Source organism: Ruegeria sp. D7, from assembly GCF_056534355.1.
This window is the reverse complement of record NZ_JBQFPG010000003.1, coordinates 388,446-411,922: the sequence shown is the minus strand read 5'-3', so window position 1 is coordinate 411,922 and position 23,477 is coordinate 388,446. Positions and strand designations below refer to the sequence as shown.

The window sequence follows — 23,477 nt, the reverse complement described above, 5'->3', positions numbered from 1 at the left end:
CAGATGAAGAACGGATCGGGTGATTTGCCCACCTTCCAGGCCAAATCCTTTGGCCCCTGCCCGACCGGCGATTTGATTGGAGCGAATTCTGGCTGGCTTTCAGCATCGCTTGGAGCGGCGGCCTTTTCGATTTTTACCTTCAGATCGAACCAGGCGGCCTGACCGGTGATCGGATCAGAGTTTGCCCAGCGCAGGCCGTCACCTTTGGGGGGCAGCAGCTCGTGGATCAGGTGGTTGAGCAGGAAACCCTTGGTGGCCTCGGGGGCGTCTTTCTGCAAGGCCCAGGCCCCTTTGCGCTTTCCGATGGCATTCCAAGTCCACACGGTATTGTTGTTCAGCGCAGCCATCTCCATGACGGGTACCGTGATCTCGCCATGTGGAGAGCTGACTTTGGCCCAATCGCCGTCTTGCAGCCCGTGTTCACGCATCAGCTTGGTCGGGACGTATAGCGGGTTGCGCCCATGCAGCTGACGCAACCAGGCGTTTTGTGTGCCCCAACTATGATACATCGCCATTGGCCGCTGGGTCAGAGCGTTGACGGTGAAACCTTCATTGCTGGTCTGATCGGTTTCGTACCAAATGGGCAGGGGGTCCATTGTATCTTGGATCTGCGCGCGCAGGTGATCTGGGGGCTGGCGTTCCCCGTAGCCTTCGGCGGCCAGTTGGAATTTACGCATCGGCTCGGAATAGAGCTGGAATAGATAGGGCTGTGGGCTGTCATAGATACCCATGCCCACAGCCCAGTCTTGATAGGCAGTGTTCCAAGGTTTGTAGTAATCCGCACCTTCGGGAATATGCGCGACATAGAAGCCACCATTCTCGATGTATTGGTTCAATTGGTTGGGGTTAACCTCGCCACGACCTTCCTTGTCGCCGTTTTCGCCCCGGAAACCGGCAAGCGGTCCAATGCCCGGCTTACGTTCGTGGTTGACGATATAGTCGGCGTAATCCGTCCACTTGGCGCTGCCATCATCGTTGGTAAAGCCGGGCAGATCCATGCGATTGGCCAGATCAATCAGCACCGACTGGAAGCCGCGTACGTCGCGGTCGGGTTCAATCACCGGCCAACGGATCGCGTCTGCCGCTGCCTCGGCCTCGCAGATCGGGCGGTCCAGCAGCGAGATACAGTCGTGTCGTTCCAGATAAGTTGTGTCGGGCAGGATAAGGTCGGCATAGGCCACCATTTCCGAGGAATAAGCATCGGAATAGATGATATGCGGGATCACGTAGTCGCCGTTCTCATCCTTGTCCGTCAGCATCTCCATGACACCCTTGGTGTTCATGGTCGAGTTCCAGGACATGTTCGCCATGTACATGAACAACGTGTCGATCTTGTAGGGATCGCCCGCATGTGCGTTCGAGATCACCATATGCATCAGCCCGTGGCTGGACATCGGGTTTTCCCATGTAAACGCTTTGTCGATCCGCGCCGGGCTGCCGTCTTCTTTAAGCGCCAGATGCTCGGGGCCGCGAACAAACCCCAGATGCGGCCCGTCCAGAGGTGTATTCGGAGTCACCTTACAATGCGGAGTCGGATGCGCCTCAACTGGCTTGGGGTAGGGCGGCTTGAAGCGGAAGCCGCCGGGGACTTCGACCGTTCCAAGCAGGATCTGCAACACATGCAGGGCGCGGCAGGTCTGGAAACCGTTCGCGTGGGCCGAAACGCCGCGCATCGAGTGCATCGCGACGGGGCGACCAATCATCTTCGAGTGTTTCTCGCCCCGGAAATCGGTCCATTCATGGTCCAGTTCGAACGCTTCATCAAAGGCCACACGGGCGAGCTCGCCAGCAATCGCGCGAATGCGGGTCGCTGGTACGCCGCATTTTTCTGCGATTGCCTCGGGGGCGTATTCATCCGCCAGATACCGTTCTGCCATGTGGTGGAAGACGGGGCGGTGGGTGACACCGTCCTTTTCGTAGGTCGCTGATAGGTCAGGGCGGACGCCGGGGGTGTCGAAAGCAGTCAGCTTGCCGGTATTGCGGTCGATGACCAATGGCTTGCCGTCATCGTCTTTCAGGAACAGACCCTTTTCCGGACCGTCGGATGCGTTGATCAGGACCGGCGCGTTGGTGTAGCGACTTAGGTAATCCAGATCGATTTTGCCTGCCTTCATCAGCACATGGATCATCGACAAGATGAACAGGCCATCGGTACCGGGGGTGATGCCGACCCAATCATCTGCCACGGCGTTATAGCCCGAGCGGATCGGATTTACCCCAATCACCCGGGCACCGCGCGCCTTGATCTTGCCGATGCCCATTTTAATCGGGTTGCTGTCGTGGTCTTCTGCAACGCCGAACAGCATGAACAGCTTGGTGTGATCCCAGTCGGGCTGACCGAACTCCCAGAATGCACCGCCCATCGTGTAGATGCCACCGGCTGCCATGTTGACCGAACAGAACCCGCCATGGGCCGCATAGTTACAGGTGCCGAAATTCTGTGCCCAGAAACTGGTGAAGCTCTGGCTCTGATCACGGCCGGTGAAAAAGGCCAGTTTCTCAGGGTTGTCTTCGCGGATCGGTTTTAGCCAACCGACAGCGATCTCGAGCGCCTCGTCCCAACTGATCTCTTCGAACTCGCCAGACCCACGCGGGCCGACGCGTTTGAGCGGTGCGCGTAGGCGCGACGGGGCGTTCACCTGCATAATCCCCGCGCTGCCTTTGGCGCAGAGAACGCCCTTGTTTACCGGATGATCCCGATTGCCTTCGATATAGGCGACCTTCCCATCCTTCATGTGCACGTTGATACCGCAGCGGCAGGCACACATGTAGCATGTAGTCCGGCGGATCTCGTCTGACACGGGTGGGGATAGGTTGAGGTTCGGTTGTTGATTCACGCTGTCTCTCCCTGTGGCGGATCGCCTTGGTACCTGTACGTGTTGAACACACTGGAGCGTAAGCACACCGGGCTCAACCATATAGAGGAAGAGAGTGCAGGCACCCCCTTCCTCTGCTTTTTTTAAGGGGACCGGTTGAACCCGGTCCGACTTATGTTTTTGACAGCAATCAAACCTGCTGCAGACGCATGTCGCTTGCGTCGATACCTGCAACCTCAACCGGCTTCTTCATCGCGTCGCGACGGAAGGGTTCACCCAGTTCCTGGTTGATCATTGCTTCGATCAGGGTGGTGATGCCGTTCTTCTGATCCTCGATCGCCTGGCTCAGCGCCGCAGTCAGCTCATCCTGAGTGCGTGCGATGACGCCTTTCAGGCCACAGGCGTTGGCGATGCCGGCATAGGACACTTTTGTGTCCAACTCGGTGCCGACGAAGTTGTCATCGAACCACAGGGTCGAGTTGCGCTTTTCCGCACCCCACTGGTAGTTGCGGAACACAACCTGAGTGATGGCTGGCCATTCTTCGCGACCGATGGCGGTCAGTTCAGTGACTGCAATGCCAAAGGCACCGTCGCCAGAGAAGCCGACAACTGGTACATCCGGGCAGCCGATCTTCGCGCCAATGACCGAAGGCAGGCCATAGCCACAGGGGCCGAACAGGCCGGGGGCCAGATACTTGCGGCCTTCTTCAAACGAAGGATAGGCGTTGCCGATGGCGCAGTTGTTGCCGATGTCGGACGAGATGATCGCCTCTTTCGGCAGCGCGGACTGGATCGCGCGCCATGCTTTGCGCGGGCTCAGCCAGTCCGGCTTGGCAGCGCGCGCGCGTTCGTTCCACGTGGTGCCCGGATCGTCCTGCTCGTGGTCCATCGAGGTCAGCTCTTGCGCCCAACGCGATTTGGTTTCGGCGATCTTAGCCTTGCGCGCGTCGCGGCCTTCGTCACCGGCTGTGTCGGACAGTTGGTTCAGGATGCTGGTGGCAACGGTCGCCGCATCGCCCACGATACCAACCGAGACCTTCTTGGTCAGGCCGATGCGGTCGGGGTTGATGTCGACCTGAATGATCTTTGCATCTGCAGGCCAGTACTCCATTCCGTAACCCGGCAGGGTCGAGAAGGGGTTCAGGCGGGTGCCGAGGCATAGAACAACGTCTGCTTCCTTGATCAGCTGCATACCGGCTTTTGAGCCGTTGTAGCCCAGTGGGCCAGCGAACAGTGGGTGCGAGCCGGGGAAAGCGTCATTGTGCTGGTAGCCAACGCAGACCGGAGCGTCCAGACGCTCGGCCAGTGCTTTCGACGCTTCGATGCCGCCTTTCGACAGAACGGTGCCTGCACCGTTCAGGATAACGGGGTTCTTTGCGTTCGACAGCAGAGCTGCAGCTTCGGACACGGCCGTTGCACCACCCGAAGGCAGTTCAAACTCAACAACAGCAGGCAGCTCGATGTCGATCACCTGAGTGAAGAAGTCGCGCGGAACGTTGATCTGCGCAGGTGCCGAGGCGCGCTTGGCGTTCATGATCACCCGGCTCAGAACCTCTGCCATACGGCTGGGGTCACGCACCTCTTCCTGGTAGCAAACGCAGTCTGCGAACATGCGCATCTGCTCCATTTCCTGGAAACCACCTTGACCCATGGTCTTGTTTGCGGCCTGCGGAGTGACCAGCAGCAGCGGAGTGTGGTTCCAATAGGCAGTTTTGACGGCGGTCACAAAGTTGGTGATGCCGGGGCCGTTCTGGGCGATCATCATCGACATCTTGCCGGTTGCGCGGGTATAGCCGTCGGCCATCATGCCGCCGGACCCTTCGTGGGCACAATCCCAGAAAGTGATGCCTGCTTTGCCAAAGATGTCGGAGATCGGCATCATGGCCGAGCCGATGATACCGAACGCATGTTCGATGCCATGCATCTGCAGGGTTTTTACAAAGGCTTCTTCGGTGGTCATCTTCATCTGCGTAATCTCCGATCATAGAAGGATGGAACGGGGGTTTTGCACCCAGTTTTCTGATCGGTTTTGGCGTACGGGTGTCTGTGGCGTTAGGGCCAGAACCGGTAGCGGTTTAAGTCCAGAGTGCTTAAGAACGCCGGATCGCTTCAGCAATCTGTTGGATTCCCGGTTCGATACGATCCGACGAGATTGAAGAGTAGCCCAGCCGATAAAAGTTCTTTGGCCTGTTCTGGCTTGAAAAAAATGCCTCACCCGGTTCGATATGGACGCTTTGGCGCTGCAGGTCTCGGGCCAGTTTGCTGGTGTCTACATGCAGCGGCGCTTGCATCCAGATCGATGATCCGCCCAGCATCCCGCGCCCAGCAACAGTCAGACCATATTGTCCAATCGCCTCCTCAATCGCTTCGCGACGGCGTTGCAGCGTTTTAGACATGCGCCGGATCTGAGCATCATAGTGGCCGAGCGATAGGAAGTAGGCTGCAGTTCGCTGCATGTGGCCAGGAGGGTGACGCAAGACCAGAGATCGCAGGGCGCGCGCTTCACGGATAAAGGGTTCGGACCCGACCATGTAGCCCAATCGAAGCCCCGGAAACAGCGACTTGGAAAAGCTGCCCACGTAGATCACCCGCCCATCGCGATCCATTGACCTGAGCGCCGGTGACGGGGCCCCGAGAAATGACATTTCAAATTCATAGTCATCCTCGACGATCATGGCATCCAATTCGCGGGCACGACGCAGCAGTGCATGTCGGCGGTCCACCGGCATGGTCGCGGTTGTCGGGCTCTGGTGGCTGGGGGTGGTGAATATGACGTCGGTATCATCTGGGATCGTTTCCGGGGGCAACCCGTCCCGGTCGACCTTCAGATAAGACAGCTTGCATTCCGAGTGAAGCAGAAGATCGCGCAGGGCGTAATAGCAGGGGTCCTCGATCGCTGCCCTACGGTTCCGGTTCAGCAATATGCGAGACGCCAGCCAAAGGGCGTTCTGAGCGCCCAGGGTGATCAAGATTTCTTCGGGCCGGGCTACAATTCCGCGGCGGGGAAGAGTATGCCGGGCGATGAATTCAAGCAGCAGCGGGTCATCCTGATCGACATAGTCTCCGGTCAAAGAATCAAAGTCCTTATGTCCCAACGCCCGAACTGCGCAGAGACGCCAGTTTGCATGATCGAACAGCTTTCTGTCGACTTGGCCATAAATGAAGGGATAGCGGTAGTCACGCCAGTTGCTGGGTTTTGTCAGCACATCACCGCCCGAGAAACGGCGGGCAAACGCCTGATCCCAGTCAACCACTTCGGTGTCGCGCCGCACTGGCGTGTAGGTCGGCGGCACTGGCGCATTTTCTGAAACATAGTATCCCGACCGGCCTTTGGCGGTCAGGTAATCATTGGCCAGCAGTTCAGTATAGGCAAGCGTGACCGTAATCCGGCTGACACCCAAATGGGCAGCAAGTTTACGGGACGAGGGCAGCTTTTCCCCGACGTGGAAGCGTCCTGACAGAATGCCTTCGGCAATCAGCTGTTGCAGCTGCGCCTGTAAGGTGCCTTGCCCATTGCGTTCCAAAAAGAATGTGTCGACCGAAATACCCATTGCATCGTTATAGGTTGGACCTAAGGCGGTGGCAATCTGGACTTATGGCCCTGCGAACCATGTGGAGAGTTTTACGCACACGTGTGGTTGACGCAGGATACGAATTAAACTAAATAACCATAAATCTAGTTTAATGGAGATAAAGGATGTGGGAAGAAGCTGCCGCAGGTTTCTCTGCCATGGGCTCGGAAGCCCGATTGAAGGTTCTTAAGACCTTGGTTCGTGCTGGGGAAGCAGGCCTGACCGTTGGAGAAATTCAAACGAGGACAGGAATCGCGCCCTCGACTCTGGCGCATCATCTGCGGTTTCTGGCTGCTGGCGGAGTAGTTGAGCAAGAGAAGATCGGGCGTAGCACGATCAACCGCGCGTGCTTTGACGAATTGAGAAACCTGGCGCAGTTCATCCTAAGTGAATGCTGCGCAGACGAAATCGGAAAGGCCGCAAACGATGGCTGAACTGACCCAAAACCCCAAGCCACTTGCCAGAAACCTGATCGACCTGATCAAAACGCCCTGGGCTCTGATCGTGGTCATACTGGCGCTGGTGGCCATTCTTGATCCGGGCAACTGGACCGAGGTCGTGAGTTTTGCAGCCAAAGCGCTTGCGCATACGGGCCAGTACATCCTGTTTGCTGTTCTGCTGCTATCATACCTGAAGGCAACCGGGGCCGAAGTGATGGTCGCCCGTGCATTTGAGGGTCGCGAGACACGGATGATCTTTCTGGCCGCGTTGTTTGGCGGGCTGGCCCCATTTTGTTCCTGCGAAGTGATCCCATTCATCGCAGGCTTGCTGGCTCTGGGTGCGCCATTGTCGGCCGTGATGGCATTCTGGCTCAGTTCACCGTTGATCGACCCCCCGACGTTGCTGATTACTGCGGGTGCGCTGGGTTGGCCGTTTGCAATTGGTAAAGCGGTTGCCGCTGTCGCGTTGGGTTTGTTCGGCGGGTTTGCCGTGCGCACCCTGATGCAGGGAGGTGCCTTTGCGCAGCCGTTGCGTGAATACAAACCCGCTGGTTGCTGCGGTTGCGGACCAAAGCAAGATGACAAACCCGTCTGGAAGTTCTGGCAAGACCCTGACCGTCGGACGCGCTTTCGGGTTGAGTTCGTTCATAACGGTCTGTTCTTGCTCAAATGGCTGGCATTTGCCTACGTGCTCGAAGCATTGCTGGTCAGCTATGTTCCGGCAGACCTGATCGCCCGCGTTGTTGGTGGTGAGGGTGTTGTACCAATCGTCATCGCAGCCTTGGTCGGAATGCCTGCCTATCTGAACTCTTACGTCGCACCACCGCTTCTTGCGGGTCTGATGGAGCAGGGTATGAGTGCGGGTGCTGCGATGTCGTTCATGGTGGCCGGCGCGGTCAGTTCGATACCTGCGATGGCGGCCGTGTGGTCACTGGTGAAACCGCGCGTCTTTGCCACCTATCTGGGATTGGGCATCAGCGGCGCTATCGTAGCAGGCATCCTGTTTCAGATGATCTGAACAAAAAACCGCTCGGTTGAGCCACCGGGCGGTTTTCCTTTTCTAGCTAGCTTCGCAATATCGTGGCAGTTTGAACCGATACCTTGGCTCTCCACTTTCAACGAAAACCCGTTTCTCGATACAGGCTTGGGTTCCAACTGTCTGAGCAATCGGCCCTTCGGTCGAGGTGATTGATGCTGCCGAGCCATCCGGCAAGCGCACCGAAGCAATGACCCCGTTCTTGAGATCGCCATTGATCGGTGTCGCCGACAAAACCGCGACGGTGAGAAACGCCTCGTGCTCGTGCTTGCCGTCGTCATTCAGCAATAGCAAGCCAGCGACTATTGCAATCATCACTACGGCACCTGTAATGGCCAACCACCAGGATTTCAGGAACACATAGATTGAAACGGCACGATGCGCGTCGAAGAATAAGGATAGAACCTTTAGCATCAAATCACCCAAAAAATCGGGTCCCGGCTATTCGAGGCCGGGACCATGCGCATCTCAGGGGCGCAGATCGTCTTCGTCTTCTTCATCACCACCACCCTTGGGCAGGTTGAAGAAGCTATCCGCATCGACGATGGGCTCTTCTTCTTCCTTCTCGTTGGTGTCCTCGGACAACGAGAATGTCTCGAGACCTTCGATCGCGGTCGGGATCTTGGGCGCTGAATCCATCTCAAGCGACTGTTCGGTCGACACCAGTTTGCGACGCTCATCATCGCTCATCACGCCACCTTCAGCTGCTTTCTTGGCCGCAGCCTTTTGCACGATGGCATCCAGTTCGGATTGTTTGCACAGACCCAGGGCAACCGGATCGATCGGCTGCATGTTCGAGATGTTCCAGTGCGTCCGCTCGCGGATCGACTGGATGGTCGGCTTGGTGGTGCCGACCAGCTTGGCAATCTGGCCGTCGCTGAGTTCCGGGTGGAACTTGACCAGCCACAGGATCGAGTTCGGACGGTCCTGACGCTTGGACAGCGGGGTGTAGCGCGGACCACGGCGTTTCTCTTCGCCTGATGCCGCCGGATTGAATTTCAGCTTCAGCTTGTGCAGCGGGTTGTTTTGCGCGGTGTCAATTTCTTCCTGAGTCAGCTGGTTGTTGGCTATCGGGTCAAACCCTTTGACACCTGCAGCCACATCACCATCCGCAATACCCTGCACTTCCAGCTCGTGCATGCCTACGAAATCCGCGATCTGCTTGAAGCTGATCGTGGTGTTGTCCACCAGCCATACGGCGGTTGCCTTGGCCATAAGCGGTTTTGCCATCAGCCCGTCTCCTATAAATACATCTGTCCCGTCGCCGGAATTCGGCGGCCCCGAAGCTATGGGGCAGGTTTCCGTTGTCGGGGAACTTGGGGCCTATATAGTCGCGACAGCTAAAGAAGGGAAGAGGCGAATGCGCTGGGCGATTTTGTGGGTGCTAAGTGCCATGGCTGCGATGGCCGAGGGCGAAAAGGCGGGCGATTTTGACTACTACGTTCTGTCGCTCAGCTGGTCGCCCAATTGGTGCGCCCGCGAGGGCGATGCGCGCGGATCGGATCAGTGCAACGCACGACACGATCACGGATGGATATTGCATGGTCTCTGGCCGCAATTCCATCAGGGTTGGCCTTCGTACTGTCGCACGTCCGAAGCGCCACCCACACGCCGCATGACGCGGGAAATGGAGGATATTCAGGGCTCATCCGGGTTGGCCTGGCATCAATGGAAAAAGCACGGCACCTGTTCGGGCCTCAGTGCACCCGACTATTTCGCCCTGTCGCGGCAGGCTTATGCAGGTGTTGCGCGCCCCGAAGTGTTCCGCAAGCTGGACGCGACGGTCAAACTGCCCGCTTCGGTGGTGGAAGAGGCCTTTCTCAAGGCCAATCCCACGCTCGAGCCTGACATGATCACCATCACCTGTAAGCAAGGCTATATCGAAGAAGTCCGCCTGTGCTTGTCCCGCGATCTTGACCCGGTGCCCTGTGGCCGCGACGTGATCCGTGATTGCACCGCCAAAGACGCAGTGTTTGATCCGATTCGTTAGAGCTTTTTGTTCTGGCAGTCGCGCGCATAATCCAGCGCTTTGGCGGTGCCTTTCAGATCAATCGCCATGACGGTCTGACCTTCTGGATTGTAGACGGTCATGGTCTTGTTCTGCGCAATCGAGGTGACGAAACTCCGGTCCGTAAAGAACACCGTCGCGCCGGGCACGCGATCCTGCTTGAACCCGATGGCGGTGGCATCAAAGCTCTTGCCGTCCAGCTCAAACCGGATTGGGTATTGTTCCCCCGGTTTAATGTCGCCCCAAGCCTTGTTGTAAACTGTGAAATACCCGCGATTATCCAACGCGTCATAGCCTAGCCGCACCACCGAGAGGTCCTGATAAACGGTTTGTATCAGGCACCCATTGCCAAGATTGGGGTCCATCATGATGTTCCAGCCTTCGACAAAACCTTTGTCGATAAGTTCCTGCGACAGGGCGGCAGTGGCGGCGAAGGCGGCTAAGGTGAGTGCGAGAAGGCGGGTCATTATGTGCTCCAAGTCTTTCGCTCAGTGGAATTTAACTCTGTTCGTTTTTCAAGCTAATTTGAGATTTGAATCTAAAAGGACACCAAAAACACTTATCCGCCAAGATCATTGCAAACTACCCGTCTTGGTCAAGATCGTCTCGGTGCCGTTTGACAGGCGAAAAACACATCCTTGGGTCCTGGGAAGTTTTAACAGATCGTTGATGCCAAGGCCCAGCCAAATCCCGCGCAATATCAGTGACGTAACCCCGTGCGTCACCACGATTGCGGATTCGTCTTGCTCGTCTAAGAACGATTGTACCCTCTCATAGATCTCGTCAAAGCTTTCGCCATCCGGGCTGCGAAAATACCAATGATAGGACTCGTATGGGCAATCGATTTGAGTCCGAATGAATTCCCGCGTCGCGCCTTCCCATTGGCCAAATGCGATTTCCGTTAACCGGTCATCGTTTGCGAAATCAAACTGGGGTGCAATCGCCAGCCTTGCGGTGTGTTGCGCCCGCTCCTGCGGGCTGACGAACACGCGTTTAGGGTGGTTGGGGATACGGCCAAGTATCTCCCGCTGCTGCCGCGCCTGATAGATACCGGTTTCCGTTAGCGGAGAGTTCTTGCGGCCTTGAAACTTGCCCAAGGTATTCCACTCGGTTTCGCCATGTCTTAGGACAAACAGATCGGGGTACTTGGTCAATGCGGTTTCCTGAATTACCCACAAGCTAATTTCTAGTGTAGATTGACAGTGCATGCCGAACACACTTTGTCAGATTTCCTTCCTCGCCCGCAAAGCCGCCGTAATCGTCCCATCATCCAGATAGTCCAACTCGCCCCCAATCGGCACACCTTGTGCCAGGGATGTCAGACGAACCTGCCCCTCCAACTGATCCGCGATGTAGTGGGCGGTGGTCTGACCATCGACGGTGGCGTTCAGGGCGAGGATGATCTCGGTGATACTCTCGGCCACAACCCGGTCCTTCAACCGGGGGATGCGCAATTCATCCGGGCCGACTCCGTCCAAAGCCGACAACGTGCCGCCCAAAACGTGATAGCGGCCCTTGAAGACCCCGGCGCGCTCCATCGCCCAAAGATCTGCGACGTCTTCGACTACGCACAGTTCTCCGGTTGCGCGGGCCTCATCATTGCAGATGTCGCAGATATCAGTGGTGCCCACATTGCCGCAGTTCAGGCATTCACGGGCAGTTACGGCTACCTGCTGCATGGCGTCAGAAAGCGGCGTCAGCAGCAGGGCGCGTTTGCGGATCAGGTGCAGGACTGCGCGGCGGGCCGAGCGGGGGCCGAGACCGGGCAGCTTGGCCATCAGGTCGATCAGATTGTCGATGTCACTGTTCGAACTCACCGTGAGACCCTCGCAATTGGGCCAGGGAAACACGCCCCGGCCATAGATCCGTCAGGAGGGTGTATCAGAACGGCAGCTTGATGTCTGCGGGCAGGCCCATGCTTTCGGTCAGCTTGGCCATTTCTGCCTGCGAACGTTCCTGCGCCTTGGTTTGGGCGTCCTTGATCGCGGCGAGGATGAGGTCTTCGACTACTTCCTTATCGTCACCGTTAAAGATCGACGGGTCGATATCCAGACCTTTCAACTCGCCCTTGGCGGTCGCGGTGGCCTTGACCAGCCCGGCACCGGATTCGCCGACAACCATGATGGTGTTCAGCTCTTCCTGCATGTCAGTCATCTTGGTCTGCAGATCCTGCGCGGATTTCATCATCTTGGCCATGTCACCCAGGCCGCCTAAACCTTTTAGCATCGGTAATCTCCTGTCACTCGATTTGTGGCCTAGATACGAAGCGTAACCGCGCGGCACAAGAGGTCAGGATACTCCCGCCCGTCGTCAAGGTCTTTGGCAAGACCTTTCCTCCCGTTGGGGACGGCAGGGGGCAAGGGGCGCTGCCGGGCCCAAAGCCGCTCAGGGGTATCGGCGTTAGCCGGTGGCCCGTGGCGGGGGAGGGAGCATTTCGTTGAGGTGCGCTTATGCTCGAAAGTCAGTCCTCTTCAAACGGGTCCCATTCGTCTTCGACCTCGGGCAGGGCTTCGGTTTCGACTTGAGCGGCGCGTTGTTCTGCGGTTTCGATGCTCTTGATCCGCGCTTTCGGGAAATGAGTCAGCACTGCTTGCACCAGAGGATGCTGTTCAGCCTCGGCCTTCAGTGCCAAGTCTGCAGCGTCCCGTACCTCGGCAATGGTCGGTGCGTTGCCCTCAGCGACAATAGAAACGGCCCACCGGTTGCCCGTCCAACGCTGCAGCGACGCGCCCAATCGTTGTGACAGGTCGGTCGGGGCGTTGTCGGTTGGGGCGAACTCGATCCTGCCCGGTTGGTAGGATACCAGACGCACGCCGTTTTCGACCTCGACCAACAACTTCACATCCCGGTTGGCTCGGATCAGTTCGACCACATGTTCAAATGTTGGATAGCGTGCCAGCGCTGCCTGCACATCCTGGGCCAGCGCGGCCGTTGGCCCGCCTGCGTTGCCGCCGATTCCCGATGCGGCATAGGCCGATCGGGCCACAGCCTGTGGCGCGGCAGGAGCATGTCCCGGCGCACCGATTCCCTTGCCGGGGCCACCATTGGGCGGCGGAGGCGTATCTTGCAGACGCTTGATCAGCTCCTCCGGGCTAGGCAAGTCGGCCACATGGGTCAGGCGGATCACGGCCATTTCCGCAGCCATCATTGCGTTGGGTGCGGCGGAAACTTCCTCGAGCGCTTTCAGCAGCATTTGCCACATGCGTGTAAGGACTCGCATGGGCAGAGCCTCGGCCATTTGTTGACCTCGGGCGCGTTCGTCGGGGGAAACGGTGGGATCTTCGGCGGCATCCGGGGTGATCTTGACCACCGAAACCCAATGCGTGATTTCAGCCAGATCGCGTAAGACGGCGAGTGGATCAGCCCCTTCGGCATATTGCCCGCTCAGCTCGGTCAACGCGCCTGCAGCATCGCCGCGCAGGATCATATCCATCAGATCCAGCACCCGGCCCCGATCGGCCAGCCCCAGCATCGCGCGCACCTGATCCGCGCTGGTTTCACCGGCCCCGTGCGAGATCGCCTGATCCAGCAGTGAGGTCGCATCGCGCGCCGATCCCTCGGCGGCCCGGGTGATCAACGATAACGCATCCTCGGCAATCTGTGCCCCTTCGGCACCTGCAATTTTGCGAAGCAGTCCGATCATATCCTCCGGCTCGATCCGGCGTAGATCAAAGCGCTGGCAACGGGACAAGACGGTCACCGGGACCTTGCGAATCTCGGTGGTGGCAAAGATGAACTTCACGTGTTCGGGGGGTTCTTCCAGCGTCTTGAGCAGCGCGTTGAAAGCGCTGGTCGACAGCATGTGAACCTCGTCGATGATATAGATCTTGTAGCGCGCGGACGCAGCGCGATAGCGGACGCTGTCGATGATCTCGCGGATGTCATTGACACCGGTGCGGCTGGCGGCGTCCATCTCCATCACATCGACATGGCGGCCCTCCATGATGGCTACGCAGTGTTCACATTGACCGCAGGGTTCGGTGGTAGGGCCGCCGCTGCCATCGGGACCGATGCAGTTCATACCCTTGGCTATGATCCGAGCGGTCGTCGTCTTGCCGGTACCGCGGATGCCGGTCATGATGAAGGCCTGCGCGATCCGGTCCGCCTCGAAGGCGTTTTTCAGAGTGCGCACCATGGCGTCCTGACCGACTAGATCGGCAAAGGTTTCGGGGCGGTATTTGCGGGCAAGAACCTGGTAGGCGGGGCTGGGCGTCTCGGTCATGTCTGCTCTGTCGGATTCGCGTTACGCCGCAGCGTAGAGGCCCCCGCCGCCCGCGTCCACAGCCAGCCGGGACGATTTTCATTTTGGAATGCGTGGGTATGCGGCTAAAATCCACTCTATTCTATTTATTGGACCAGTATGTTGTTGGGTGAAGTTTGTTTGGGGGGAGATTATGTCGCAACTGGTGGTTTATGCGTTGCAGGTCGGCGGAGGCACCTTGGCCTTGTCCTCGATGCCTGGGCGTGGAGGAACGTATGCAGAAGACCTTGATCTTATCGCAGACTGGAAGCCCGGGCTTGTGATCTCGATGACGACTGAGGTTGAGATGATTCAGGATGGTGCGCGGAATTTTGGCGCTGATATTCAGGGGCGTGCCAGCAGATGGGTGCATTTGCCGATCGATGATTTTGGCACGCCACCCAAGGAGATTGTGGAGCGCTGGCCCCGCGTTGGCGCGACTGCCCGTCAGGCGTTGTCAGGTGGTGGCCGTGTGCTAGTGCATTGCCGTGGTGGCTGTGGCCGATCCGGGATGGTGGTTCTGCGTCTGATGGTTGAATGCGGTGAACGGCCTGAGGCGGCATTGAAGCGATTGCGTACGGTGCGTCCTTGCGCAGTCGAGACAAATGCCCAGATGCTTTGGGCCGTTGAACCGGCCCGTGTTCAAGCCGTTTGACGGCCTAGACACCAACATGTGGCGAGATTTCGCCACCGGTATGTGGTACCAGAAGCGAAGCCTCAAGCATGGCGCACGGATGGTTCCTCAGCAGGTCAGAGGGCAGGCTGCTGAACTCGGTCCCGAACATCATGTCAGCGTAGTCATCAAGCCGGTCGATCGCAGTTTCAGGATCGGCGCCGCAGAATACGCGGATCTGATCACATTGGGCGCGAAAGCGGGCGGTACACCCCTCTGGGCAGTGCGACAGGTCTATGCTGCCTTCAATTTCGAACTCAGGTTTTGTGATCGGCTGTGCAGACGACATGGCCTGCGTCAGAGCCCGCGCCATCTGCGCCAATGCGGGGCAGGGTGCGCCAGTACGTTGGCACACGGTCGCCGTGAATTCGTGTGTTTTGGTCTTCCAGATCATCAATGCGCCCTCCGCGCGCAAGGCGCGGGCGTGGCACAGGTTGGTCGTTGCGGAGCACGATCAAACCCGTCCCGGACACCCCGCCCGAGTTTCGGTTCTACATCCGATGGCAGGTCTCCTGACTTGCGGGTCATCGCTTTGCCGACCTTCCCAGCCTTCAAGGCCAGTGGTATCTCGGCATTGCTCTCCGCTTACAGTTGCGGGGGCAGTCTCGGACTAGGTTCTTTCCGGATTTATCCGGGCAGAACCGCACCGTGTTCCCTTTTCATCCCGGCCCGATTGGGCGCGAGAACCATCGCGACATGGCTAGCGGCTGCGCCGTGCCCGAGTCAAGAAGATTGCGTCAGGCAAGTGACGTATGGTCCAGTCACGTCAACCTTGACTTGAGGCGCTTCGGGTGAACTGATCAGTTCAGTCGGTATTGGAGGGCACCATGTTGGACACGCAGCAGGCGGTTGTGACCGAGGATTTTCAAATCCCGTCCGGCCCGGCAATGTTGTCGGCGCGGCTTTACCGTCCGGTTGCCGACCCCGAAAAGGTGGTCGTCATAAACGGTGCGACTGGGGTGCCGAGGGATTACTATCAGTACTTCGCCCGATGGCTCGCCGAAGAACAGGGCATGGCCTGCCTGACTTACGATTACCGGGATTTTGGTCACTCTTTGGTGGGTTCGCAAAAGCGGTCAAATGTCACCATGGCCGATTGGGCGTTGATCGACATTCCATCCGCCCGGGCCGAGATGCGCCGACGGTTTCCGCAGGCCAAGCTATGGAGCATCGGTCATTCCTTGGGCGGAATGTTTGGCCCGATCCAACCCGATATCGATCAGATCGACAGGATGATCTGTGTCTGTTCGGGTCTGGTAACGCTGGCGGATCACCCTTGGCCTTATCGCGCTTTGGCGGCGTTGTTCTGGTATGGTCACGCGCCGCTGGTGGTCAAGGCGCTTGGCTACCTGCCCGGGCGGTTGGTCGGGTTTGGATCGGACCTGCCTGCCCAAGTCTATTGGCAATGGCGCAAATGGTGCACCGCCCCCAAAAGCTATGTGCCAGAGATCGGCACGACACTGCCCGCCGCCCGCTGGAAAGACTTGGGCAAACGTGTCGATCTGTTTACCTTCGCAGATGATGAAATGGTGCCGCCGGATGCTGTCTGGCGTCTTGCCGATCTCTATGGACCCAAAGCCGGGCGCCATCTGCTTGCACCAAGCGAATTCGGAGTGTCCAAGATCGGCCATATAGGTGCATTCGCAAGACGGAATGCGGCAGTCTGGCCTAGACTGATCGCCTGATAGCGCTGGGCACCGGTAGGTCGGTGCCCAGCTTCGTTATAGCCCTTTACGGGATTTTTTCTCGTGCATCACGCTGCGCACCATCTTGCCGAACGCCTTGTCGCGGGCGCGGGCCTGCGCCACCGAAGCGGAATTGTGTTGGTCTTCGCGCCGCAGCTTGCGCCAGCGGTCCAGCCGCGCGGGATCAAGCGTACCAGCGTCGATTGCCGCCTGCACCGCACATTCGGGCTCGGTCTCGTGCTGACAATCCGAGAAGCGGCAATCCAGGCTGAGGTCTGAGATGTCCGAAAATACCTCATCCAACCCCTCCTGCGCATCCAGCAGACGCAACGCGCGCATGCCGGGCGTATCGATCAGCCAGCCGCCATTGCGCATGCGATGCAAGGCGCGTGCAGTTGTTGTGTGCCTGCCGCGCGCATCATCTTCACGGATACCTGCGGTGGCCTGATCCTGCCCCGTCATCCCGTTGGCGAGCGTCGTTTTCCCAACGCCGGATGATCCAAGCAAGGCGCTGGTTTGTCCTTTCGGACACCACGACAGAACTTGTTCGAGATCGCCGTGATCCAGCGCGTTGACCGCAAGTATCGTCAGAAACGGGGCGAGCGATTGGGCCTGATCTACATAAAGGCTCGGATCATCGCACATGTCCGACTTGGTCAGAACGACCACCGGATAGCAGCCTGCCTGATGCGCCAGCGCAAGATACCGCTCCAATCGTGGCAGATTGAAATCGGCGTTGCAGGAACTGACGATGAACAGCACATCAACATTTGCAGCGATCAGCTGCGCCGCTGCCCCTGTACCTGCGGCCCGGCGCTGCAGCAGGCTGCGCCGGTCCAGCACGCGGCGTATGCGTTTGTTTTCATCCGCCATAACCCAATCCCCAACGGCATATGCGCCGGTTGATTGATCCAGAGATAACAAAGGCGATTCACCTTCAGGGCTCAGCCCGATCAGTCGATCCCGGTGTACGGCCGAGATGCGATACGGAAGAAGTGACGGATCAGCCGTATGCTGAGCCGCGAAATGAGAGGACCATCCGAGGTCCGAAAAGGAAAGTAACATTGGTCTGCCTGTGATCAGAAACAGCAATCCCGTCGAATGGCAATCGCGCATCCGCCGGCGACGTGTTCAGGCAATCAGTTGATCGGAAAGGATCAGAACCGGTCTGCCCGAAGGGTTTTTGTTACAATCATAAACGCCCTCCTGCGGCTGATAGGTTCTAAGTGAGAGGTTGGACATCGACCCAAGCGGGGCTCGTTGTGGCTGCTTCCTTCCGGACCTGACCAGGTTGGCGAGGCGCTCGCCCGCGCCAACCTCTCAAAGCCGATATAGGTGCATCCCCTGAAAATGGCAACCCGTCAGAAGGTCAGATGAATACGCATGAAACCATCCGCATCGTCGGGCAGAATGCGTGGATGATACTCAGCAAGTTCTGCAACATGGTGTAGCGCGCGCGGCCCCGTTGTCAGGATCGCGCCCTGCCTTTGGTTTGGTACAAAAGAAAAAGAGCGCGGTGCATGCGCAAGTGGGTCGGCGGGCAGTGTCCCGGCGACGTATTTGCATAGAATATCCTGTATGCTGATCTGAGGCAGGTCAATCATACGGGCTTGTCGCGCAATTGGAAAATGACCGCCGCCATTGGCGCGGTAGTTATTGGTGGCGACAAGGAAACTCTGGTTAGGCGCAATCGGCTGCCCATCGAATTCCAGGTTGCGTATGCGGGAAAATGCCGGATCAATCACTCGACCGAGCGTATCGAACCGCGCCGGTTGCGAAAGATCGATCTGGTAGGTGACGCCATGCAGGACATCGAAATTGAAGCCCGTGCGCTGAGGATCGGCAAGATCGATCGGGGCGTCTGATCCAAGTTGATGGAACAGCCCGGCTGACATCTCAAGCCAGTCCCGAATCTGAGAACCTGAGGCCAGCATCGCGCGCAATTCATTAGGAAAGACACTGAGATCGGCGATATGTCGAACTGAAATCTCGCCTGAGGGGATATCCGTGTAGTACTTGCTTCCTGCGCGCCCGCCGAACTTTGCCGGGGCGGCTGACGATATGATAGGCAAATCTGCCCAGTCGGTATCGACCAAATGCGGGCGTAGGGCAGCGGCCTGAGCCGCCGCAACCAAGGCCAGACCGCGATCCGGTACGCAATATGAGAAGTAGCTGTGCAGCGTGTGTGGGATTGTGCCCACTGGCCTGGTCACCCTTTTGCGCGTCGCAGCGTGGCCGGTCGCAAACAGCTCTGTGATCCTTTGGCATTCGGGTATTTCTGTACCCGATTGAGCGATTGCCCGTGCTTCGACATGGCTGCCTGTAATGCGCCAATCGCCGGTGGTATCTTTTTGCAGTGTCAGATCAATGATCCCAAGATGAGACCCGGCCCAACCCTGCATGACAACCGGCGTTCCATGGACAAGCCCCCGCGTACTGTCGACGAATGGATAACCATCATGCGCCTTTCCGGGCAGTGTCAGATGGGTGTGGCCTGCGACGACGGCATCAATCAGCGGCATCTCGGCCAGCGGGATGATCGCGTTTTCCATATCCGGCTCGGCCATTGCCGATCCCAGTCCGGTATGCGCAAGGGCGACAATCAGGTCGCAACCTTGCACGCTGAGATCTTCAGCAGCGCGCCGCGCAGCGGCCAGAATGTCTGTTACCACGACCCGGTCCGTTAGCAGATGTGCTTCCCACTGTGCGGTTTGAGAGGGCAAAACAGAAAGAACCCCGATGCGGATTGCGGTGTCCTGTCCATTTAGTCTGACAACCCGATGCAGAATCGTGTGTGCATCCCAACCTTGTTCGGTCTGAGTGGTTTGCATATTGCTGCAAATCATTGGGCAGGCGGTTTGGCGAGCGATGCGATTGACGAGTTCCAGCCCAAATCCGAAATCGTGATTACCCAATCCGATCGCGTCATAGTTCAACGTGTTGAACGCGCGTGGCAGGGGATGGGCGTCTGGCACGTTTTCAGCTGCCCATTTGCCAAATGGCGTTCCCTGCAGGCTATCACCATTGTCAAACAACAGCACAAGGGCGTCGTCGCGTTCAGCCTGTCTGCGCGCCTCGTGAATCAGGCTGGCGGTACGGGTCAAACCAATCACAGGTTCGGGGCGATCCGAATAGTAATCATATGACGTCAGGTGCATGTGTAGATCGGATGTTGCAAGGATTCGAATCCGTGCGCTATCATCCGCATCTCTTCGTTGTCGCATTAAATGCTTTGATTTCAATATCTTCAACTTCTAGCTGTCAGTGTGTCAACGTTTCCACCATGAGGTCGATTTAATGCAATTTCCGGGGCGATGCTGCGGTCATTCCGCGGCAGGGTCGAAAAATGTTTGGTCGATACCCGTTGCACGATCAGGTAAGACGTGGCAGCCCTTTGCGCGGCAGTCAGGAACGGCAGGCATGAAACGCGCAGAACAGGTGACATTTGGCGGCTCGGCACTGGATCGGGCGGGTTTGCTGCGCGGCGACGCGGACAAACTGGCACAGGTTTATCGTGACCCTTTGGCAACATGTGTGTTGCTGTGGCGCGGCAAACTGTTGGTTGAGGGTGAGGCACTGGACCGGCTCGTCCGGCTTCCGATGACGCACAAGATTCTCGAACAGGGAGCGGGCGGTGTGATCGAGCAACCGATTTTCCTTGGAAAATCCGAGGATGGATCGCCGCTTTTTGCCATGGACATCTCGGGCTGGGCGGCTGAAGGGCTGGATTTATCCGGTGTCGGAGATTTTGTCGACCGCAGCGAACAGCAGCACCCTGATCTGCCCGAGGGGTGTGTCTTTGCCGAGCTGCGCCGCATCATGACACGCCTCAACCCACGAGACGCAGAGATTGCGGCAACCGCCAAGGCGGTGATCGGCTGGCACGAAACGCATCAATTCTGTGCCCGATGTGGTGCCCGCAGCGAGATGTCTCAGGGTGGATGGCAGCGCAGTTGCCCGGCCTGCGGCGGCCAGCATTTCCCGCGCACCGATCCTGTGGTCATCATGTTGATTACCCATGGCAATTCGGTGCTGATGGGGCGCTCTCCGGGCTGGCCTGAAGGCATGTATTCGCTTTTGGCTGGTTTTGTTGAGCCCGGTGAAACGCTGGAAGCCGCTGTGCGGCGCGAAGTGATGGAAGAGGCGGGCGTGCCCGTGGGTGCGGTGAGCTATCTCGCAAGCCAACCCTGGCCCTTTCCCGCATCCCTGATGTTTGGATGCGCAGGCGAGGCGTTATCGCGCGATATCCAGATCGATCCGGTCGAGATCGAGGATGCGATCTGGGTCACACGGACCGAGATGATGCAGGCCTTCGCTGGGGATCACCCTAAGCTGTTGCCTGCCCGAAAAGGTGCGATTGCGCACTTTTTGTTGCAACACTGGCTTGCAGACACGTTGGACTGACGAGAAACTGAACCCAATCTAGGGCAGAGAAAAGCAATCATGCAGTTTTCAGCGCAGGAAGATATCGATGTACCAATCGAGACGGTCTTCAACATGGTCTCGGATTTTGAACGCTTCGAACGCAAAGCCTTGCGGCGCGGGGTCGATGTGCGTCGGGTCACGGGGTCGGTTGTGCCGCAGGCCGGAATAACCTGGGAGACCGAATTCAAGATACGTGGCAAGCCACGTCATATCATTATCGAGATGACTGAATGCGACCGCCCGTCCTTGATGCGGTTCCAGTCCAGCAGCAAGGGAATGAACGGCGACACGGTGATCGAGCTTTTGGCGCTTTCCCAACGTCGGACACGGCTGCGCGTTGAAACATCGCTGGGTGCGAAAACGCTGCCCGCCCGCCTATTGCTTCAATCCCTGAAGTTAGGGCAATCCCGATTCAGGCGGCAGTTCCAGACCCGTCTCAGCGAATTCGCGCGCGATATGGAGGAACGACACCTCCATGGTGTCTGACAACCGAGAAGTAGATGAGTACTTTAACGAGACCGATCATACGCGACGCTGTCGAAGCCGATGCGGATGGCTTGTCCGGTGTGCTAACAGCGCTTGTAGCGGCTGGAAAGCGGACCAAGCCCGCCGACAGCGCCTTTGCACTGACGCATTACATCTGCGACCCTGAGCGGATTCAGTGTAGCCTTGCCGTTGCGCCGGACGGACAGATACTGGGTTTCCAGTCGTTGAAGCTTGCCACCCGAAACAACCCGTATGGCGTTGCGGTCGGGTGGGGCATCATTGGGACGCATATCAAACCGTCCGCTGCGCGATGTGGTATCGGTCGGGCGTTGTTCAAACGTTCTCTTCAAGCCGCTAGGCAGCAGGGATTGCCCGCTATCGATGCTACGATCGGGGCCAATAATTCCGACGGCCTTGGCTATTATGAGGCGATGGGATTCAGAGAGTACCGGCAGATGGATGGCGCGATATGCAAGGTCTTTCGCATGGGGACCGGAGTGACCAACCCGTAGTCCGCCGCACTTTCAGGATGTCGCACCGAAGGACTCTAGCTACCGTTCTAAGCTGCAAGCGTAGCTGCCCCGCCTATCTAGGCCGTTCCTTTGAAGGGGCGAGCCGATTGCCTGCACTAACCACGAGGTTGCGCCGCCGGATAAACGCCGAGGACCTCTACGTTGGTGGTAAAATGCTCAAGCTCATCCATCGCCAGTTGCACATTTCGATCGCCTGGATGACCCACGATATCGGCATAGAACTGGGTCGCGGTGAAGGACCCGTCGACCATATAGCTTTCCAGCTTGGTCATGTTGATTCCGTTGGTGGCAAATCCGCCCATCGCTTTGTACAGCGCTGCCGGGATGTTACGCACCTGAAAGACAAAACTTGTGATCATGCCGTGATCACCACGGCGCGATTCATCGGCCTCACGAGACATCACCAGAAAACGGGTCGTGTTGTCGCCCTGATCCTCAATGTGACGGGCCAAAACGTTGAGGCCGTAAATCTCACCTGCCAGCTCACTGGCTAACGCTGCGGAGTGTTTGTCGCCGATCTCGGCGACCTCGCGTGCGGCACGAGCATTATCCGGGCTGACCCTGCCACGAATTCCGTGTTGCTTCAGGAAACCTGCGCATTGTGGTAGCAAGACGAGGTGGGAATGCGCCTCAGTGATATCCTCCAGAGTCGCGCCCGGTACGCCCAACAGGTTGATGTGCACGCGCACAAATGCTTCGTCGATGATGTGCAGCCCGCTATGCGGAAGCAGGCGGTGAATATCGGCCACACGACCATAGGTGGTATTTTCCACCGGTAGCATGGCCAGATCAGCCTCACCTGAGCGCACTGATTCGATCACATCTTCGAAAGTGCGGCAGGGCAGGGCGTCCATATCCGGGCGTGCGTTCCGGCAGGCTTCGTGACTGTATGCGCCGGGTTCTCCCTGAAATGCTATGCGATTGGTCATTTGGTCGTTTCCGTGCAACAAGTTCTTGAATTGGGCGTTTAGTCGCGGTGTCTATACCTTGCGTCTTCTCAGGGGAAGCCTTAGACACCCCGCAGACAGCTGAAATGGACACGCGATCAAAATGTTCGACACGATGACAGTTACCAAAGCCGCAGCCGGCTTGTTTGGCACCTTCCTGGTGTTGCTTCTGGCAAAATGGGGGGCGGATGTCCTCTATAGCTCTGACAGCCATCTTGCCGAAGCTGCTTACATTATCGAAACCGAAAGCTCGGGCGAAAGCGCGGACGGCGAAGAAGTGGTCTTCGAAGATATGTTGGCTGCAGCCGACCCTGAAAAGGGCGCACGTGTATTCCGCAAGTGCACCGCCTGCCACAAGTTAGAAGACGGCGCCAATGGTACAGGCCCTTACCTCTACGCTGTTGTAGATCGCCCTGTTGCTTCAGCTAAAGGATTTACCGGTTACTCGGCCTCAATGCAGGCCCACGGCGGCAACTGGACACCCGAAGCCCTGGACGCGTTCCTGGAACGCCCCAGTGCCTATATCTCGGGCACTTCGATGAGCTTTGCTGGCCTGAAAAAACCACAAGAACGCGCCGATCTGATTGCGTATCTGCAGACCATCGGCAACTGATCT

23 protein-coding genes, 1 other RNA gene and 1 riboswitch are annotated in these 23,477 nt (G+C 57.9%); of the genes, 9 read left to right on the top strand and 15 right to left on the bottom strand.

All coding sequences use genetic code 11. The features are described 5' to 3' along the window. The 3 genes from ACRZ9U_RS07090 to pdxR form a co-directional block, all read right to left on the bottom strand. A partial coding sequence (locus ACRZ9U_RS07090; protein ID WP_480901495.1) for a molybdopterin oxidoreductase family protein occupies nt 1-2,768 on the bottom strand: 2,768 nt, incomplete at its 3' end. A 238-nt stretch (nt 2,769-3,006) separates the two neighbouring features. Beyond that, nucleotides 3,007-4,782, bottom strand: coding sequence for a sulfoacetaldehyde acetyltransferase (xsc, locus tag ACRZ9U_RS07085; RefSeq protein WP_170514751.1), 1,776 nt, complete (start codon nt 4,780-4,782; stop codon nt 3,007-3,009). Between the two features lie 124 nt (nt 4,783-4,906). Continuing rightward, nucleotides 4,907-6,367, bottom strand: coding sequence for a MocR-like pyridoxine biosynthesis transcription factor PdxR (gene pdxR / locus ACRZ9U_RS07080; protein WP_170406579.1), 1,461 nt, complete (start codon nt 6,365-6,367; stop codon nt 4,907-4,909). Nucleotides 6,368-6,513: 146 nt separating this feature from the next. On the opposite strand from pdxR, the gene ACRZ9U_RS07075 reads away from it, so the two are divergent. Further along, nucleotides 6,514-6,822, top strand: coding sequence for an ArsR/SmtB family transcription factor (locus ACRZ9U_RS07075; protein WP_170398716.1), 309 nt, complete (start codon nt 6,514-6,516; stop codon nt 6,820-6,822). Next, nucleotides 6,815-7,846, top strand: coding sequence for a permease (locus tag ACRZ9U_RS07070; RefSeq protein ID WP_170406576.1), 1,032 nt, complete (start codon nt 6,815-6,817; stop codon nt 7,844-7,846). Before ACRZ9U_RS07075 ends, ACRZ9U_RS07070 begins: the two co-directional genes overlap by 8 nt. A gap of 42 nt (nt 7,847-7,888) precedes the next feature. On the opposite strand, the gene ACRZ9U_RS07065 is transcribed toward ACRZ9U_RS07070, so the two are convergent. Then, nucleotides 7,889-8,278, bottom strand: a complete 390-nt coding sequence (locus tag ACRZ9U_RS07065) for a hypothetical protein (RefSeq protein ID WP_170398710.1) — start codon at nt 8,276-8,278, stop codon at nt 7,889-7,891. A 54-nt stretch (nt 8,279-8,332) separates the two neighbouring features. After that, nucleotides 8,333-9,094, bottom strand: coding sequence for a DUF1013 domain-containing protein (locus tag ACRZ9U_RS07060; RefSeq protein ID WP_170406573.1), 762 nt, complete (start codon nt 9,092-9,094; stop codon nt 8,333-8,335). A gap of 130 nt (nt 9,095-9,224) precedes the next feature. Between ACRZ9U_RS07060 and ACRZ9U_RS07055 the strand changes: the two genes are divergently transcribed. Continuing rightward, nucleotides 9,225-9,854 (top strand): ribonuclease T2, encoded by a 630-nt coding sequence (locus ACRZ9U_RS07055; RefSeq protein WP_170406570.1) that lies wholly within the window; start codon nt 9,225-9,227, stop codon nt 9,852-9,854. Here the strand turns inward: ACRZ9U_RS07055 and ACRZ9U_RS07050 are convergent. From ACRZ9U_RS07050 to ACRZ9U_RS07030, 5 genes are all read right to left on the bottom strand, one after another. Further along, nucleotides 9,851-10,339 carry a hypothetical protein gene (locus ACRZ9U_RS07050; protein WP_170406567.1) on the bottom strand — a complete coding sequence of 163 codons (489 nt, stop codon included), beginning with the start codon at nt 10,337-10,339 and terminating at the stop codon, nt 9,851-9,853. The two genes, ACRZ9U_RS07055 and ACRZ9U_RS07050, sit on opposite strands and share 4 nt — an antisense overlap. Before the next feature lie 105 nt (nt 10,340-10,444). Continuing rightward, nucleotides 10,445-11,026, bottom strand: coding sequence for a histidine phosphatase family protein (locus tag ACRZ9U_RS07045; protein ID WP_170398699.1), 582 nt, complete (start codon nt 11,024-11,026; stop codon nt 10,445-10,447). A 69-nt stretch (nt 11,027-11,095) separates the two neighbouring features. Next, nucleotides 11,096-11,689 (bottom strand): recombination mediator RecR, encoded by a 594-nt coding sequence (gene recR / locus ACRZ9U_RS07040; RefSeq protein WP_170398696.1) that lies wholly within the window; start codon nt 11,687-11,689, stop codon nt 11,096-11,098. Nucleotides 11,690-11,753: 64 nt separating this feature from the next. Then, a complete protein-coding gene (locus ACRZ9U_RS07035; RefSeq protein ID WP_170398693.1) occupies nt 11,754-12,098 on the bottom strand; it encodes a YbaB/EbfC family nucleoid-associated protein in 345 nt (114 codons plus the stop codon). Nucleotides 12,099-12,333: 235 nt separating this feature from the next. Further along, nucleotides 12,334-14,094 (bottom strand): DNA polymerase III subunit gamma/tau, encoded by a 1,761-nt coding sequence (locus ACRZ9U_RS07030; protein WP_170406564.1) that lies wholly within the window; start codon nt 14,092-14,094, stop codon nt 12,334-12,336. 172 nt (nt 14,095-14,266) lie between these two features. On the opposite strand from ACRZ9U_RS07030, the gene ACRZ9U_RS07025 reads away from it, so the two are divergent. Beyond that, nucleotides 14,267-14,767, top strand: coding sequence for a phosphatase domain-containing protein (locus ACRZ9U_RS07025; RefSeq protein WP_170406561.1), 501 nt, complete (start codon nt 14,267-14,269; stop codon nt 14,765-14,767). A gap of 4 nt (nt 14,768-14,771) precedes the next feature. On the opposite strand, the gene ACRZ9U_RS07020 is transcribed toward ACRZ9U_RS07025, so the two are convergent. Then, nucleotides 14,772-15,179 carry a hypothetical protein gene (locus ACRZ9U_RS07020; protein WP_170406558.1) on the bottom strand — a complete coding sequence of 136 codons (408 nt, stop codon included), beginning with the start codon at nt 15,177-15,179 and terminating at the stop codon, nt 14,772-14,774. Nucleotides 15,180-15,270: 91 nt separating this feature from the next. After that, a riboswitch (cobalamin riboswitch) is annotated at nt 15,271-15,491 on the bottom strand. A gap of 121 nt (nt 15,492-15,612) precedes the next feature. On the opposite strand from ACRZ9U_RS07020, the gene ACRZ9U_RS07015 reads away from it, so the two are divergent. After that, the gene (locus tag ACRZ9U_RS07015) at nt 15,613-16,470 is read left to right on the top strand and encodes an alpha/beta hydrolase family protein (RefSeq protein ID WP_480563111.1); all 858 of its coding nucleotides are present in this window, start codon (nt 15,613-15,615) and stop codon (nt 16,468-16,470) included. 36 nt (nt 16,471-16,506) lie between these two features. Here the strand turns inward: ACRZ9U_RS07015 and rsgA are convergent, their stop codons facing one another. From rsgA to ACRZ9U_RS07000, 3 genes are all read right to left on the bottom strand, one after another. Further along, entirely contained in the window at nt 16,507-17,535 is a 1,029-nt protein-coding gene (gene rsgA, locus ACRZ9U_RS07010; RefSeq protein WP_170406552.1) for a ribosome small subunit-dependent GTPase A, read from the bottom strand. Between the two features lie 159 nt (nt 17,536-17,694). Next, nucleotides 17,695-17,793, bottom strand: an RNA gene (gene ffs / locus ACRZ9U_RS07005) — signal recognition particle sRNA small type. A 38-nt stretch (nt 17,794-17,831) separates the two neighbouring features. Beyond that, complete coding sequence (locus tag ACRZ9U_RS07000; RefSeq protein WP_170406549.1) at nt 17,832-19,694, bottom strand: bifunctional 2',3'-cyclic-nucleotide 2'-phosphodiesterase/3'-nucleotidase; 1,863 nt, start codon at nt 19,692-19,694, stop codon at nt 17,832-17,834. 196 nt (nt 19,695-19,890) lie between these two features. On the opposite strand from ACRZ9U_RS07000, the gene nudC reads away from it, so the two are divergent. The 3 genes from nudC to ACRZ9U_RS06985 are packed head-to-tail and all read left to right on the top strand — an operon-like array spanning nt 19,891 to nt 21,893. Further along, nucleotides 19,891-20,874, top strand: a complete 984-nt coding sequence (gene nudC, locus ACRZ9U_RS06995; RefSeq protein ID WP_170406546.1) for an NAD(+) diphosphatase — start codon at nt 19,891-19,893, stop codon at nt 20,872-20,874. Between the two features lie 39 nt (nt 20,875-20,913). Then, the gene (locus tag ACRZ9U_RS06990) at nt 20,914-21,381 is read left to right on the top strand and encodes an SRPBCC family protein (protein ID WP_170406543.1); all 468 of its coding nucleotides are present in this window, start codon (nt 20,914-20,916) and stop codon (nt 21,379-21,381) included. A 14-nt stretch (nt 21,382-21,395) separates the two neighbouring features. After that, nucleotides 21,396-21,893: a GNAT family N-acetyltransferase gene (locus ACRZ9U_RS06985; protein ID WP_170406540.1), complete on the top strand. Its 498-nt coding sequence runs from the start codon at nt 21,396-21,398 to the stop codon at nt 21,891-21,893. A gap of 116 nt (nt 21,894-22,009) precedes the next feature. Here the strand turns inward: ACRZ9U_RS06985 and ACRZ9U_RS06980 are convergent, their stop codons facing one another. Beyond that, complete coding sequence (locus ACRZ9U_RS06980; RefSeq protein WP_170398663.1) at nt 22,010-22,843, bottom strand: prephenate dehydratase; 834 nt, start codon at nt 22,841-22,843, stop codon at nt 22,010-22,012. A 121-nt stretch (nt 22,844-22,964) separates the two neighbouring features. Between ACRZ9U_RS06980 and ACRZ9U_RS06975 the strand changes: the two genes are divergently transcribed. Then, entirely contained in the window at nt 22,965-23,474 is a 510-nt protein-coding gene (locus ACRZ9U_RS06975; protein WP_170406537.1) for a c-type cytochrome, read from the top strand. The last annotated feature ends 3 nt before the right edge of the window (nt 23,475-23,477 follow it).

Excerpts from the sequence above, each read along its gene's own strand:
- xsc (WP_170514751.1), bottom strand. The coding sequence starts at position 4,782 with ATGAAGATGACCACCGAAGAAGCCTTTGTAAAAACCCTGCAGATGCAT.
- pdxR (WP_170406579.1), bottom strand. The coding sequence starts at position 6,367 with ATGGGTATTTCGGTCGACACATTCTTTTTGGAACGCAATGGGCAAGGC.
- ACRZ9U_RS07075 (WP_170398716.1), top strand. The coding sequence starts at position 6,514 with ATGTGGGAAGAAGCTGCCGCAGGTTTCTCTGCCATGGGCTCGGAAGCC.
- ACRZ9U_RS07070 (WP_170406576.1), top strand. The coding sequence starts at position 6,815 with ATGGCTGAACTGACCCAAAACCCCAAGCCACTTGCCAGAAACCTGATC.
- ACRZ9U_RS07065 (WP_170398710.1), bottom strand. The coding sequence starts at position 8,278 with ATGCTAAAGGTTCTATCCTTATTCTTCGACGCGCATCGTGCCGTTTCA.
- ACRZ9U_RS07060 (WP_170406573.1), bottom strand. The coding sequence starts at position 9,094 with ATGGCAAAACCGCTTATGGCCAAGGCAACCGCCGTATGGCTGGTGGAC.
- ACRZ9U_RS07055 (WP_170406570.1), top strand. The coding sequence starts at position 9,225 with ATGCGCTGGGCGATTTTGTGGGTGCTAAGTGCCATGGCTGCGATGGCC.
- ACRZ9U_RS07050 (WP_170406567.1), bottom strand. The coding sequence starts at position 10,339 with ATGACCCGCCTTCTCGCACTCACCTTAGCCGCCTTCGCCGCCACTGCC.
- ACRZ9U_RS07035 (WP_170398693.1), bottom strand. The coding sequence starts at position 12,098 with ATGCTAAAAGGTTTAGGCGGCCTGGGTGACATGGCCAAGATGATGAAA.
- ACRZ9U_RS07030 (WP_170406564.1), bottom strand. The coding sequence starts at position 14,094 with ATGACCGAGACGCCCAGCCCCGCCTACCAGGTTCTTGCCCGCAAATAC.
- ACRZ9U_RS07025 (WP_170406561.1), top strand. The coding sequence starts at position 14,267 with ATGTCGCAACTGGTGGTTTATGCGTTGCAGGTCGGCGGAGGCACCTTG.
- ACRZ9U_RS07020 (WP_170406558.1), bottom strand. The coding sequence starts at position 15,179 with ATGATCTGGAAGACCAAAACACACGAATTCACGGCGACCGTGTGCCAA.
- ACRZ9U_RS07015 (WP_480563111.1), top strand. The coding sequence starts at position 15,613 with ATGTTGGACACGCAGCAGGCGGTTGTGACCGAGGATTTTCAAATCCCG.
- rsgA (WP_170406552.1), bottom strand. The coding sequence starts at position 17,535 with ATGTTACTTTCCTTTTCGGACCTCGGATGGTCCTCTCATTTCGCGGCT.
- ACRZ9U_RS07000 (WP_170406549.1), bottom strand. The coding sequence starts at position 19,694 with ATGCGACAACGAAGAGATGCGGATGATAGCGCACGGATTCGAATCCTT.
- nudC (WP_170406546.1), top strand. The coding sequence starts at position 19,891 with ATGAAACGCGCAGAACAGGTGACATTTGGCGGCTCGGCACTGGATCGG.
- ACRZ9U_RS06990 (WP_170406543.1), top strand. The coding sequence starts at position 20,914 with ATGCAGTTTTCAGCGCAGGAAGATATCGATGTACCAATCGAGACGGTC.
- ACRZ9U_RS06985 (WP_170406540.1), top strand. The coding sequence starts at position 21,396 with ATGAGTACTTTAACGAGACCGATCATACGCGACGCTGTCGAAGCCGAT.
- ACRZ9U_RS06980 (WP_170398663.1), bottom strand. The coding sequence starts at position 22,843 with ATGACCAATCGCATAGCATTTCAGGGAGAACCCGGCGCATACAGTCAC.
- ACRZ9U_RS06975 (WP_170406537.1), top strand. The coding sequence starts at position 22,965 with ATGTTCGACACGATGACAGTTACCAAAGCCGCAGCCGGCTTGTTTGGC.